This window comes from Eubacterium ramulus (assembly GCF_045002895.1).
Taxonomy (GTDB): domain Bacteria; phylum Bacillota; class Clostridia; order Lachnospirales; family Lachnospiraceae; genus Eubacterium_I; species Eubacterium_I ramulus.
The window spans coordinates 2605442-2619662 of sequence record NZ_CP173382.1 but is presented as its reverse complement, the minus strand read 5'-3'; the positions used below and the strand labels follow the sequence as shown (position 1 = coordinate 2619662).

The 14221-nt window shown below is 44.1% G+C and carries 9 protein-coding genes; 8 read left to right on the top strand and 1 reads right to left on the bottom strand.

Features of this window, described 5'->3' with window-relative positions:
* Positions 1 to 179 precede the first annotated feature (179 nt).
* From ACIRUQ_RS12280 to ACIRUQ_RS12265, 4 genes are all read left to right on the top strand, one after another.
* Entirely contained in the window at positions 180 to 1550 is a 1371-nt protein-coding gene (locus ACIRUQ_RS12280; protein ID WP_021738561.1) for an AI-2E family transporter, read from the top strand.
* Between the two features lie 42 nt (positions 1551 to 1592).
* Positions 1593 to 4412 (top strand): hypothetical protein, encoded by a 2820-nt coding sequence (locus tag ACIRUQ_RS12275; protein ID WP_021738562.1) that lies wholly within the window; start codon positions 1593 to 1595, stop codon positions 4410 to 4412.
* Positions 4413 to 4451: 39 nt separating this feature from the next.
* Positions 4452 to 6353 (top strand): 1,4-alpha-glucan branching protein GlgB, encoded by a 1902-nt coding sequence (gene glgB, locus ACIRUQ_RS12270; protein WP_044962993.1) that lies wholly within the window; start codon positions 4452 to 4454, stop codon positions 6351 to 6353.
* A 128-nt stretch (positions 6354 to 6481) separates the two neighbouring features.
* Entirely contained in the window at positions 6482 to 7054 is a 573-nt protein-coding gene (locus ACIRUQ_RS12265) for a phosphatase PAP2 family protein (protein ID WP_021738564.1), read from the top strand.
* Between the two features lie 138 nt (positions 7055 to 7192).
* Here ACIRUQ_RS12265 and ACIRUQ_RS12260 read toward each other — a convergent pair whose 3' ends face one another.
* Positions 7193 to 7714 carry a peptidylprolyl isomerase gene (locus tag ACIRUQ_RS12260; RefSeq protein WP_021738565.1) on the bottom strand — a complete coding sequence of 174 codons (522 nt, stop codon included), beginning with the start codon at positions 7712 to 7714 and terminating at the stop codon, positions 7193 to 7195.
* 311 nt (positions 7715 to 8025) lie between these two features.
* Between ACIRUQ_RS12260 and ACIRUQ_RS12255 the strand changes: the two genes are divergently transcribed.
* The 4 genes from ACIRUQ_RS12255 to hisS all read left to right on the top strand — a co-directional run bounded on the left by ACIRUQ_RS12255 (position 8026) and on the right by hisS (position 14174).
* Positions 8026 to 10341, top strand: coding sequence for a bifunctional (p)ppGpp synthetase/guanosine-3',5'-bis(diphosphate) 3'-pyrophosphohydrolase (locus ACIRUQ_RS12255; protein ID WP_044963074.1), 2316 nt, complete (start codon positions 8026 to 8028; stop codon positions 10339 to 10341).
* A gap of 25 nt (positions 10342 to 10366) precedes the next feature.
* Positions 10367 to 10999 (top strand): MBL fold metallo-hydrolase, encoded by a 633-nt coding sequence (locus tag ACIRUQ_RS12250; protein ID WP_022036188.1) that lies wholly within the window; start codon positions 10367 to 10369, stop codon positions 10997 to 10999.
* 60 nt (positions 11000 to 11059) lie between these two features.
* Positions 11060 to 12757: a coproporphyrinogen dehydrogenase HemZ gene (hemZ, locus tag ACIRUQ_RS12245; RefSeq protein ID WP_021738568.1), complete on the top strand. Its 1698-nt coding sequence runs from the start codon at positions 11060 to 11062 to the stop codon at positions 12755 to 12757.
* A 169-nt stretch (positions 12758 to 12926) separates the two neighbouring features.
* Complete coding sequence (hisS, locus tag ACIRUQ_RS12240) at positions 12927 to 14174, top strand: histidine--tRNA ligase (RefSeq protein WP_021738570.1); 1248 nt, start codon at positions 12927 to 12929, stop codon at positions 14172 to 14174.
* Positions 14175 to 14221 lie beyond the last annotated feature (47 nt).

The window sequence follows — 14221 nt, the reverse complement described above, 5'->3', positions numbered from 1 at the left end:
CGTGCGTTCGACTTGAAAAATATCTGATGAATAAAGTCAAAAAGAATCCTGGAAACGGGATTCTTTTGATTTTTTTGTGAACAATTCTGTTATGTACAGAAAAAGTATGGTATACTTATTTCATATTTTCAGTGGAGTCTGCAACCGGATTCCCGGATTTTTAGAAAGGCAGTTTTAGCATGCAGGAAGAGACAAAAAAAGAATATACTGCAACTCAGAAACAACCGGAGAAAAAGAAAGTAAATCTGGATATCCGCCCTTACCTGGCAATTGGTCTGACGGCCATTCTGGTGGTAATGGTGTGTATCGCAATCTTTTTTGTGGTATTGAGATTTGACGGGTTATTTTCCGGTTTTCAGGAGATTTTTCAAAGTCTTCAGGCTATTATTGTGGGATTGATCGTGGCATATCTGCTCAATCCGATCATGAAATGGTTTGAACGTTTTTTATATAAAAAAAGCAGACAGAAGTCAGAAGAACTGACACATAAGCAGTGTCAGAAAATACGAGCTGCATCGGTAGCGTTTGCCATGGCGGTATTTCTGACAATCATTGTAGTGCTGATCTGGCTGATCATACCGCAGCTGATCGTATGTATCGAGGATATTGTCCTGAGCATGAATGAAAAAGTGCAGAACCTGACCGAGTGGGTAGACCGCTTCTTAAAACAGGACAGCCCACTGGCCGGTCCGCTGGATACATTTATCGCAGATGCGTCCAAATATCTGGAGGAATGGCTGCGCAAGAGTGTACTGCAGCAGTCTGATTTTATTGCGAGTATTACGACCGGTGTCTATAACGTGGTGAAAGCTATATTTAATGTGATCATTGGATTTATCGTTTCCGTATATGTCCTGATGACAAAGGAAAAATTTATCGGGCAGTTAAAGAAAATCATTTATGCAATTTTCCGTCCACGTTACGGCAACGTAGTGATGGAAGTTGTCCGGAAAGCAGACGAGGTGTTTGGTGGATTTTTTATCGGAAAGATCATTGATTCCCTGATCATCGGGTGTATCTGCTTTGCAAGTCTGGCAATTTTGCGGATGCCGTATGTGGCACTTGTCAGTGTAATTGTCGGTGTGACAAATGTCATTCCGTTTTTCGGACCGTATATCGGAGCTATTCCAAGTGCAATCCTGATTTTTCTGGTAGATCCGATGAAGGGAATTTACTTCATTATCTACATTATCATTTTGCAGCAGGTGGACGGAAATGTCATCGGACCGAAAATCCTTGGCAACACGACGGGACTGTCACCGTTCTGGGTTATTTTTGCAATTCTGCTTTTCGGCGGAAGTTTCGGTGTAATAGGAATGCTGTTTGGTGTACCGATTTTTGCGGTACTGTACTATATCATAAAACGAGTGGTAGAACATGTGCTGAGAAAACGGCAGCTGCCGGAGCAGACGAAGGAATATATCGAGCTTGATACGGTGGATACCGTGACTAATCAGGTGAAGATGAAAGATCCAGAGAAAGAATTTGCAGAAAAAGCAGAAGAAAAAGAGTCAAAAACAAAGCATATCAATTTTAAAAAGAAAAAATAACATCTGAAAAATCAATAAAATACAGACATGAGGTGAATAACGGTGGATAAGTATGAGTATAAACTGAAACTGGAGCAGATTCAGAATCTGTTCGCAGCAGGAGATTATCTAACAGCAGCGGAGATGGCAGATACCATCAATTGGAAAAAGGTCCGCAGCAGCACAACGCTGTGCATGGTTGGCGAGATTTATGAAAAAACAGGCAAATACGATGCATGCCGTGAAGTATTGCTGCAGGCATATGATCATTCTCCGATTGGCAGAAATATCGTGTGCCAGCTGGCAGAGGTAGCCATTAAGGCAAAACATGTGGATGAGGCAGAGGAATATTACAACGAATTCCTTGAGATTGCACCGAAAGATAATATGCGTTATGTGCTGGCTTATGAGATTAGCTGTCTGAAAGATCAGCCACTGACAGACCGTATTGCAATCCTGGAAGAACTCAAAGAACATGAATATACAGAAAAATGGGCTTATGAGTTGGCAGTTCTGTACGGACAGGCAGAACTGCGGGACAAGTGTGTGGAAACCTGCGATGAACTGATCCTTTGGTTCGGCGATGGTGAATACGTGGAGAAAGCACTGGATCTGAAGCGTCTGTATCAGCCGTTGACTCCGGCACAGGAGGATAAATACAAGCAGTTCCGTGAGAAAAAAGGCATGGTGGAGATCAGTCTGCCGCAGAGTACAGAGCGGAAAAATGTCATCAAAGAGATGGTAAAGACAGCGGAGTGCGCATCCGAAGAAGCATCGGAGACAACTGTAACGGCAAGTAAATTTAATACTTCCAAGCTGCAGGAAGAACTGGCGAAAAGCATGCGTCAGATCATGAATGCTACAGAAAAAGAAACCGTTGCCGATACGATGGAAAATATCAAAAAGATTGTCAGTGATATTCCATATCTGAATGGCGAGCATGAAGAAGAGGCAGAGCATGCTTTTGATCAGGAAAAAATCAACGCCCAGGTAGACCGTTCCCTGAAAAAAGATTTCCATGCTTTAATGAAGGAACAGGAAGAATCGGAAAAAGAAGAGCAGGAGACTCAAAAGCAGGATATTGCAAAAGAAGAAGTAAGAGAAAATGCAGATGATACACAAAGTGAGATAAAAGAAATCAAACATGCCGGTGAAAAGGCAGATGCCGAGGAAGTCGCTTCTGCACAGGCAAGTATTGAGGAAGTACTGGAAGAGTGGAAGAAGACAAAGCGTGCGGCGGAAGCTGCCATGGCAGCAGCAGATCAGAAGAAGCTGGAAATGTCCAAAGAAAATGCATTGTTGGAAGCCGGTCAGATCATGGAGCGTCTGAAGACACTGATCCCGATTCTGTCTGCGACACCGGGAGAAGATCTTCCGGTTCCGGAAGATACCGTAGCTGCAAAACTTGCTTCTGGTGATGCGATGAAGGCAGCCGATGAAGAAGCGGCAGAAAATGAGAGCGCAGCAGCTCCTGAAGAGACAGAAAACGTTGAAGCATCGGATGATATATCGTCTGAAGATGAAACGGCAACAGCAAAAGCAGAATCCACAGATTCTGATGTTGATGCAGTTATGAAATCTACATCCGCAGAAAACAACGCTGATCAGGCAGAGACTTCCGTTGTTGAGGAAGCTGATTCTGATTTTGCAAGAGAAATGGCACAGGAAAACAGTGAAGCGGATGATACAGCCGATGATACGGTATCTACAGATACATCTGATTCTGTAGTAGAAGAGGATATTGCAGCAGCTGCATCAGCTGATATTTCCGGTGTTACAAGGGAAATGCCCGACCTTTCTGCATATCAGAACAGAGTGAGTGCAGAAACTCCGGATGAGTCTGGACATACAGAAGCAGGAGATGCAGAAACTACAGACACAGAAGCTGCGTCAGAAACAGTATCTGTATCCATGGAGGATCAAGCAGATGAGGATGAACTGCATGTGGTAGAATCTGCGCCGGATGAAGAACTGGAGAAAATGCTGGCACAGGCGACACAAATGTTTGTGGAGAATGCCAATGTGGAAGTACCGGTAGGCGAAGCAGCAGCGGTTTCACAGGATACCGGTGTTTTGCCGGAGATCAAACTGCCGGATGATCTGAAAGAAGAGCAGAAAGCATATGAGCTGACGGAAGAACAGAAAGAACTGTTCTCTTATTTCCTTCCGGTTCCGGGTATGGAAGATCAGATCAGCCAGATTTTACTGGGAACAAAATCCAGACTTGGTAATTCGGTTACATCTTTGACAGGCAACATTCTGATCCAGGGTGAGGAAGGCAGCGGTAAGACCGTATTTGCCACCAGCCTGATCAAAGCTATTGAGAAAGAAGTTGGAAATGAAGATGCCAAGATTGGTAAGATCAGTGCATCATCATTGAATGGAAAAGATTTTGCGGCACTGATTCCGCAGATCGACGGTGGTTATCTGATCATTGATAAAGCAGGAGAACTGAACCGTGAGACCGCACTCCGTATGTCTCAGTTGATGGAACAGAATACAAGAGGTATGGTGATCCTTCTGGAGGATACGAGAGCTGGAATCCGCAAGGCAATGCAGCTGGATTTTGGTTTTGCAAAGAAATTTACCGAGAAAGTGGACATCCCTATTTTTACGATCGATGAACTGGTAGAATTCGGAAAATCTTATGCAAAAGAGATGGAGTGCACCATTGACCAGATGGGGGTACTCGCTTTATACAATCGTATCAACAATATCCAAAAACTGGAGCGTGCAACCACACTGGCCGAGGTCAAGGATATTGTGGATGAGGCGATTGAAAATGCAGAAGGCGGCGGAATCAAGAAGGCGTTTGGTTCTATTTTCTCAAAGAAATATAATGAGAATGATTATCTGATTCTTCATGAAAAAGATTTTGAATAATCGCAATAAAAGTGAGTGGTTTTTAAGGAGGAAAACACTATGGGGAACATTTCTGAGTATGATATGTATCTGTTCGGCGCAGGTGTACATTATGACATGTATATGAAACTGGGGGCGCATCCATGTAAAAAGGGCAGATGGCAGGGTGTCAACTTTGCGGTATGGGCACCAAATGCAAAACGTGTATGGGTCATTGGTTCTTTCAATGACTGGAATGAGACCTCTCATGAAATGAAACGTCTGGAGCCAAATGGAATTTATGAACTGTTTATCAGCAATGTAAAGATTGGTGATATGTACAAATATCTCATTGAAACCCAGGATGGCAGAAAACTTTATAAGGCAGATCCTTATGCAAACTATGCGGAACTGCGTCCGGGCACTGCATCAAAAGTCGCAGATATCAGTAAGCTGAAATGGTCCGATGAAAAATGGATGGAAGCACGTGCGGCACATAAGGATGACGAGGTGTACCGTCAGCCAATGTCCATTTATGAAGTGCATCCGGGTTCCTGGAAACGTCATGCAGGCTATGAGGAAGACACCGGCTTTTATACATACCGTGAACTGGCAGTAGAACTGACAAAATATGTAAAGGAAATGGGTTACACCCATGTAGAAATGATGGGAATTTCCGAGTATCCGTTTGACGGTTCCTGGGGATATCAGGTAACAGGATATTTTGCACCGACGTCCCGCTACGGAACACCGGAGGATTTTGCATATATGATCAATTACCTGCACAGACATAAGATCGGTGTTATCCTGGACTGGGTTCCGGCGCATTTTCCGCGGGATGCCCACGGACTGGCTGAGTTTGACGGAACTTGCCTCTATGAGTACGCGGATCCGAGAAAAGGTGAGCATCCGGACTGGGGAACCAAGATTTTTGACTATGGTAAGACTGAGGTCAAGAATTTCCTTCTGAACTCTGCATTACTGTGGGTAGAGAAGTATCATATTGATGGTCTTCGTGTGGATGCGGTTGCTTCCATGCTGTATCTGGATTATGGTAAAGAAGCCGGACAATGGGTTCCAAATCAATACGGTGAAAATAAAAACCTGGAAGCGATTGAATTTTTCCGCCATCTGAATACACTGGTCTGCGGCAGAAATCCGGGAGCAGTTATGATCGCAGAGGAATCCACCGCATGGCCGATGGTAACCGGAAAAGCCGAGGACGGCGGACTGGATTTCACTTATAAATGGAACATGGGATGGATGCATGATTTTCTGGATTACATGAAACTGGATCCATATTTCCGCAAAGACAATCATAATAAGATGACATTTGCCATGAGTTACAATTATAGTGAGAAATACATTCTCGTACTTTCTCACGATGAGGTTGTTCATCTGAAATGTTCCATGTTGAATAAAATGCCGGGACTTGGCATTGACAAATACCGCAATCTGATGGCAGGATATGCGTTTATGATGGGACATCCGGGCAAAAAGCTGCTGTTCATGGGTCAGGACTTCGGACAGCTCCGGGAGTGGAGCGAAAAACGGGAACTTGACTGGGAACTTTTAAACGATGAAAATCACAGCCATTTACAGGCATTTGTAAAAGAACTGCTGACTATTTATAAAAAATATCCGGCAATGTATGAACTGGATGATCAGCCGGACGGATTTGAATGGATCAATCCGAATGACGGATATCGCAGTATTTTCAGTTTTGTTCGTCACGGAAAATCCGGCAGAAACAACCTGTTGTTTGTATGCAATTTTACACCGATGGCACGTCCGGATTATCGTGTGGGTGTACCGAAAAAGAAAAAATATACGTTATTGCTGAACAGCGATGATGCAAAATTCGGTGGCGAGGGCACAGAACGTCCGACTGTTTATCAGTCTGAAAAATCAGAATGTGACGGAAGACCGTATTCCTTCGCATACGAACTCCCACCATACGGAGTGGCAATCTTTAAATTCTGATAAATATTATGGAGTCCCACTGATACCTGCTTTTGTACAGTGGGACTTTCTTTACTGGAAAATTACGGTGAAGTGTGTGATAGCACACGTTTTTTATTGATAAAACAATCTGGAAAGGAAAGAGAGCAATGATAACGCTGGATACCGTTATTCAACAATTACATATATGGGATGGGCAGATTCTGCTTTTTATTCAGGAACATCTGCGTATGGAAGCACTGAATCCGATTGTGATCGCCATCACGAATCTTGGCAACACGGGAATCGTATGGATCGTGTTATCCATTGTTCTGCTGTTTCCCAAAAAGACCAGACGTGCGGGACTCCTTTCTCTGCTGGCATTATTGGGTTCCCTCTGCGTGACGAACTTCCTGCTGAAGAATTATGTGGCACGGGTCCGTCCTTATGAAGTGGTAGCAGGATTGCAGTGCCTGATCGCAGCACAGCCGGACTGGTCATTCCCTTCCGGTCATGCATCTGCTTCTTTTGCATCGGCAGTTGTGATCTATAAAAGCTGTCCGCGTGGAATCGGTGTGCCGGCATTGGTTCTGGCTTTTGCAATTTCGCTGTCCAGACTCTATGTGGGCGTGCATTATCCGAGCGATGTCATTGTGGGCATGGTGATCGGAACACTGATCGCACTGATCCTGTTCTGGATCTTCGGCGAGAAGAAATATAAGGCGCGGGCACGGCGACGTTAAGAGGCATGGCGTAAAAATTTTTGCATTGTAACGTAAATGCGTCCCATTTTATTTTTTCTTGGCAAGCGATTGCTAGCTGACAAGAAAAAATAAAATGGGACGCTTTCATTATTTTAAAGTTTTAGCCATGCAAACAAATTAGCATTTTTCCGGTTCCGGATAATCTACACCAAATGTCTCAACGGTTACTTTTGCCATTTTCTGCTGAGCCATTGGGCGGTCACTGTAATCGCAGCGAACTTCTGCGATCTTATTTACATTTTCCATACCTTCGATGACCTTACCGAAGCCTGCATATTCGCCATCAAGATGCGGAGCAGCTGCATGCATGATGAAGAACTGGCTTCCGGCGGAGTTTGGCATCATAGTACGTGCCATGGAAAGAACACCCGGTGTATGTTTCAGGTTGTTTGTGAAACCATTGTTGGAGAATTCGCCGTGGATGCTGTATCCCGGTCCGCCGATACCGGTTCCTTCCGGATCTCCGCCCTGGATCATGAAACCTCTGATGACACGGTGGAAGATCACACCGTCATAAAATCCTTTGTTTACCAGAGAGATGAAATTATTTACTGTATTTGGGGCGATTTCCGGATAAAGCTCTGCTTTGATGATATCGCCGTTTTCCATTTCAATTGTTACGATTGGATTCTGTGCCATAATTGCCTCCTTATCATTGCCAAAAATTATAGTAAATTGGCGTTTCTACTAAGCATTGTATCTGAAAAGTAGTTTGTTTTCAAGAAAATTCAAAAAAATGGCTATTTTTTTGTAAAATCGTGTGATACTCTAAAAAGTAACAATTAAGTTACCGTCGGTATGGCGTTGATGGCGGTAACAAGCAGCATCTGCATTTGGAAAGCGTTGCAATTTATAATAAATTTCATTATAATGTTGGAATAGGTGGGATCGAGATGGAAACAAAAGAAAAAAAGATAATTTCAGAAAACAATAACATACCGCGGACGAAAATGCAGATTGATGAAGCTGCGCTTCAGTCAATTGAGCCGGCAGCCGTTCTGGACTCAGCGATCGTTCCAATCAGGGATTTTGTCAGTCCGGAGGAATTGCATCGGGATCTGATTGAGATTATACAGAAATATCATCCGTCAGCAGATATTTCCATGGTGGAAAAGGCATATCAGATTGCTGCGGAAGCACATAAGACGCAGGTGCGTAAATCCGGAGAACCGTATATTATCCATCCATTATATGTGGCCATTATTTTGGCGGAGCTTGAGATGGATAAGGAAACAATCGTGGCGGGACTGCTTCATGACGTAGTGGAAGATACGGTCATGACTGATGAGGAGATCAAAGAAGAATTTGGCCCGGAAGTGGCATTGTTGGTGGATGGTGTGACAAAGCTGGGACAGATTGCCTATGATGCGGATAAGATTGAAGTGCAGGCAGAAAATCTGCGAAAAATGTTCCTTGCCATGGCAAAGGATATCCGTGTCATTATTATCAAGCTGGCAGACCGTCTGCACAATATGCGTACGCTGAAATATATGAAGCCGGAGAAACAGAAGGAAAAAGCCCGTGAGACCATGGATATCTATGCACCGATCGCACAGCGGCTCGGTATTTCCAAGATCAAGATCGAGCTGGAGGATCTGTCGTTAAAGTATCTGGAGCCGGAAGCGTATTATGATCTGGTAGAAAAAATTGCTGTCCGGAAATCTGCCAGAGATGCGTATGTCCACAGACTGATGAATGATGTGGAGGCCTGTCTGAAGGATGCGGGTATCAAGGCTACGGTTATGGGAAGGGCAAAACATTTTTTCAGTATTTACAAGAAAATGGTAAACCAGAACAAAACCCTGGATCAGATCTATGATCTGTTTGCAATCCGTATTATTGTGGATGATGTCAAGGACTGTTATGCAGCACTGGGTGTGATCCATGAGAAATACAAACCGATTCCGGGACGTTTCAAAGATTATATCGCAATGCCGAAGCCAAATATGTATCAGTCTCTGCATACGACGCTGATCGGACCAACCGGTCAGCCATTTGAGATTCAGATCCGTACAGAAGAGATGCATCGTACTTCTGAATACGGTATTGCTGCTCATTGGAAATACAAAGAAGCAAATAACGGAAACAGCATCAACGGTGAGGAAGAAAAGTTAAGCTGGCTGCGCCAGATCCTTGAATGGCAGCGTGACATGTCCGATAACCGGGAGTTTATGAGCCTGTTAAAGAGTGATCTGGATCTGTTTTCTGACAGTGTATTCTGTTTTACGCCAAGCGGTGATGTTAAGAGTCTTCCGAAAGGCTCCACACCGATTGATTTTGCCTATGGGATCCATTCGGCCGTGGGCAATAAGATGATCGGAGCCAAGGTAAACGGACGGCTGGTAACCATAGATTATAATATCCGCAACGGTGACCGGATCGAGATTTTGACGTCGGCAAATTCCAAGGGCCCGAGCCGTGACTGGTTAAATCTGGTAAAAAGTACCCAGGCGAAGAATAAGATCAATCAGTGGTTCCGTAATCAGTTTAAAGAAGAAAATATCATCAAGGGCAAGGAGTTATTAACGAATTACTGTAAAACGAAAGGCATTAATTTTGGTGATATCAATAAGCCGGATTATCAGGCAAAGGTACAGCGGAAATATGGTTTCCGTGACTGGGAATCTGTGCTGGCTGCTGTGGGACATGGTGGTCTGACGGAATCACAGATCATAAACCGTATGATGGAAGAGTACCGTAAGGAGCATGCACAACAACTGACCGATGCACAGGTAGTGGAAAATGCTTCCGAGCAGAAAGAGAAACATGCGGAAGTCGAGCGGACAACCCACAAGAAGAGTGGTATTATTGTCAAAGGTCTGACGGATGTGGCAGTACATTTTTCCAAATGCTGCAGTCCGGTTCCGGGAGACGAGATCGTCGGATTCGTGACCAGAGGCCGTGGTGTGTCCATTCACAGAACAGACTGTGTTAATATCATGCAGCTGCCGGATTTTGACAGGCAGCGTCTCATTGAGGCAGAGTGGCAACAGGGAGCATCAGACGAAGAAAACGGCGGACATGGCCGTTACCTTGCAGAACTTAAAATTTTTGGAAACAATCGTACCGGCTTGTTGGTAGATATTTCAAAAGTGTTTACGGAGCGTGGCATTGATATTGATTCGATCAATTCACGGACCAGTAAGAAAGGAATTGCAACGATCGTGGTTTCCTTCTATACCAAAGGAAAAGATGAGCTGAGTATGCTGAGCGAAAAGCTGCGCCAGATTGAAAGTGTATTTGAGATTGAACGTACCACAGGCTGATAAATACAATGAAATAGGAGTGTATATGGCAGATTTAAGAATTGAAGAATATAATGTTGGCGATATCGGAACAAACTGTTACTTTATCGTAAACGCAGATACAAAAGAGATGGTGATCATTGATCCGGGTGGAGACGGTGCAGACCTGATCCGCCGCATCAAAGAGCGCGGGTTGAAACTGCAGGCAGTATTGCTGACACATGGACATTATGATCACGCACATCATGCACGGATGGTGGCAGATGCCTTTGGCGTTCCGGTGTATGCAAGCGAGAAAGAAGAAGCTACCATGCACGACATTCAGAAAAATGTATCTGCAATGTTTGGCAACCCGGAGACATATGATGCTGATGTGTATGCAAAAGACGGTGATGTACTTGATCTGGCAGGATTTAAGATCAAAGTGATTTCTACACCGGGGCATACCGAGGGTGGATGTTGCTATTATTTTGATGGAAACAAAGTGCTGGCAAGCGGAGATACGCTGTTTTGCGGCTCCGTCGGCAGAACGGATTTCAAAGGTGGCAGCATGTCGGAACTGGTGCGTTCCGTGAAAGAAAAACTGTTTTTACTTCCAAATGATACGGCTGTCCTTCCGGGACATGAGGCACGTACTACGATTGGATACGAGAAACAGTATAATATGTACTTAGCATAATGATTTTAAAAGGAATTTTCATAATTATGAAAATTCCTTTTATCACGAAAGGGTATAAAGATGATCACAGTACAATTAAATGAACCAAATTTTGAATATGATATTCATTCTCTGGTAAAAGCATTTTATCCACAGCATGATGTGCTTGTAAAAGCCATGCCGCGGGAGGAGTTTCCGGAAAGTGTATTTCATCTTGTGGTGAATTATGACCGGAAAAACCACATGATTGATTTTAAGTTTTTTGAACATAATCAGAAAGAAACTCAGGAAGAGGATGATGTAGCAAAAGAAGAAACCGTTGCACAGGATCATGAGAATCGTGCAATGAAAGAAAAAATAGCACTGGACGGTAGTGTTCAGGTTGATTTTGAAGATCGGAAAAAGACGAAAAACGAGTTAAAGCAGCAATTGTATTACCTGCTGACTGTGTATGCAGGAAAGACACTTCCGTGGGGAACTCTGACCGGTATCCGCCCGACGAAGATTCCGATGGAACTTCTGGAGGAGGGAAAAAGCGAAGATGAGATTCGTTCTTATATGAAGGAAACATATCTTGCTTCTGATGAAAAGATCGATCTGAGTCTGTCAGTTGCAAAGCGGGAGCTGGAACTGCTGAGCCGTATTGATTATGAGAACGGATACAGTCTGTATGTGGGCATTCCGTTTTGTCCGAGCACCTGTCTGTATTGCTCTTTTACCTCCTATCCGCTGGCAAAATGGGCGAACCGCATGGATGAATATCTGGATGCACTGGAAAAAGAAATTGCCTTCACGGCAGAGGTATGCAAGCATAAAGTATTGAATTCTGTTTATATCGGCGGAGGTACACCGACAACACTTTCCGCAGAGCAGATGGACCGCCTGCTGACTATGATCGGAAGCTATTTTGACATTGCGGATGAGCAGGGCAGAATGATCTATGCAGATGAACATGTGAATGAAATAGATGTGATAGATGAAGCGCAGAATCCTATGGATGGAGCTGGAACTGAAAATGCTTTAACAGATGCCGACAATAAAATGGAAAAAGCGCGGAAACAGACGCAGCTTCTGGAATTTACGGTAGAAGCCGGCAGACCGGACAGTATCACAAGAGAAAAACTGGAAGTCATCCACAGACACAATATTTCCAGAATTTCTATCAATCCTCAGACGATGAAAGAAGAAACATTACGTCTCATCGGCCGCCAGCATACGGTGCAGCAGACCATCGACAGTTTCAAACTTGCACGGGAGGTTGGTTTTGACAATATCAATATGGATCTGATCGTGGGACTTCCGGAGGAAACCATCGAGGATGTGCGTGAGACGATGCGACAGCTGGAAGAACTGGATCCGGATAATATCACAGTTCATTCTCTGGCCATCAAACGTGCGGCCAGACTGCGGATGCAGAAAGAGCAGTATGAGAACCTGCACATTGAAAATACTGCGCAGACTATTGATCTGACCGCTGGGTGCTGCCACGAGATGGGACTGGAGCCATATTATCTGTATCGTCAGAAAAACATGGCAGGTAATTTTGAAAATGTCGGCTACGCAAAACCGGGAAAAGCCGGTGTGTACAACATTCTGATCATGGAAGAGAAACAGACCATTATGGCACTTGGCGCAGGTGCCACCACAAAAGTTGTTTTTGAAGATGGCAAGCGTATCGAGCGTGTGGGAAATGTAAAAGATATTATAAATTACCTGGATCGTGTGGATGAGATGGTAGAGCGGAAGCGGGAATTGCTGAAAAACTGTGGTCAGCTCTGATAAAACACTTGCTATATCAAACACACAAACGTATAATAAACTATGTATGTGAACACAGAAACTGGAAAAGACGTCTGTGTCTGGCAATGGATACGAAAGCAGATATCGGAATCTGTTTTATAAGGTAATATAAAATACAGAGCAATCTGTATGGAATGGAGGATATACAGTGGCTTTAAAGAAAAAACCGGTAAACGGTATGAAAGATATTATGCCGGATGAGATGCAGATCCGTGATTATGTGCAGAGCGTAATCAAGGAGACGTATCGTGCATTCGGATTTACTCCGATTGAGACTCCGTGTATGGAAGACATTGCAAACCTGAGCAATAAGCAGGGCGGAGAAAATGAGAAACTGATTTTCAAAGTATTGAAACGTGGTGAGAAACTGAAATTAGAGACAGCACAGAGTGAGGCAGATCTGGTTGATTTCGGTATGAGATATGATCTGACCGTACCGCTTTGCCGTTACTATGCGAACCATGCAAATGATCTGCCGTCCCCGTTTAAGGCACTTCAGATGGGAAATGTATGGCGTGCAGACCGTCCGCAGAGAGGTCGTTATCGTCAGTTTATGCAGTGCGATATTGATATTCTTGGCGAGCCGTCCAACCTGGCAGAGATCGAGCTGATTCTTGCTACGACTACCACACTTGGCAAACTTGGATTCAAAAATTTTGAAATCCGTATCAACGAGCGTCGTATCTTAAAAGCAATGGCGGCTTACAGCGGATTTGCAGAGGAAGAGTTCGATACCGTATTTATCATTCTGGACAAGATGGACAAGATTGGTCTGGAAGGCGTTGCAGAGGAACTTGCAAAAGAAGGCTACGCACAGGAAGCAATCGACAAATATCTGTCTCTGTTCACCGGTGTGGAGCAGGCAGAGGATGGCATCAGCTATCTGGCAGATACTTTAGGTGACTATCTGGATGCAGAGATCGTTCAGAACATGAAAGAAATCGCATCTGCAGTAAATGCGACAAAAACAGCATCCTTTGAACTGGTATTTGACCCGACTCTGGTACGAGGCATGTCTTACTATACAGGAACTATTTTTGAAATTGCGATTCCGGAGTTTGGCGGAAGCTGCGGCGGCGGCGGACGTTACGACAAGATGGTTGGAAACTTCACCGGAAAAGATGTTCCGGCCTGCGGATTTTCCATCGGATTTGAGCGTATTATTCTGCTTCTGATGGAAAACGGATTTCAGATTCCGGAGCAGCCGAAGAAGACGGCATATCTGATTGAAAAAGGATATCCGGGAGACAAACTCAGCGAAGTGATCGGACAGGCACAGCAGGCCCGTGCAAACGGCGAGCAGGTACTGGTTGTCCGCATGAATAAAAATAAAAAATTCCAGAAAGAGCAGCTTTCAAAAGAAGGTTATGAGGATTTTGTAGAATTTTTTAAATAAGAAATGAAACTGATGTAAGATGCAGATTTTTGAAAAACAGAAATGCA

Bases quoted from the DNA above. Each gene is read 5' to 3' on its own strand.
- ACIRUQ_RS12280 (WP_021738561.1), top strand. From the start codon at position 180: ATGCAGGAAGAGACAAAAAAAGAATATACTGCAACTCAGAAACAACCG.
- glgB (WP_044962993.1), top strand. From the start codon at position 4,452: ATGGGGAACATTTCTGAGTATGATATGTATCTGTTCGGCGCAGGTGTA.
- ACIRUQ_RS12265 (WP_021738564.1), top strand. From the start codon at position 6,482: ATGATAACGCTGGATACCGTTATTCAACAATTACATATATGGGATGGG.
- ACIRUQ_RS12260 (WP_021738565.1), bottom strand. From the start codon at position 7,714: ATGGCACAGAATCCAATCGTAACAATTGAAATGGAAAACGGCGATATC.
- ACIRUQ_RS12255 (WP_044963074.1), top strand. From the start codon at position 8,026: ATGCAGATTGATGAAGCTGCGCTTCAGTCAATTGAGCCGGCAGCCGTT.
- ACIRUQ_RS12250 (WP_022036188.1), top strand. From the start codon at position 10,367: ATGGCAGATTTAAGAATTGAAGAATATAATGTTGGCGATATCGGAACA.
- hemZ (WP_021738568.1), top strand. From the start codon at position 11,060: ATGATCACAGTACAATTAAATGAACCAAATTTTGAATATGATATTCAT.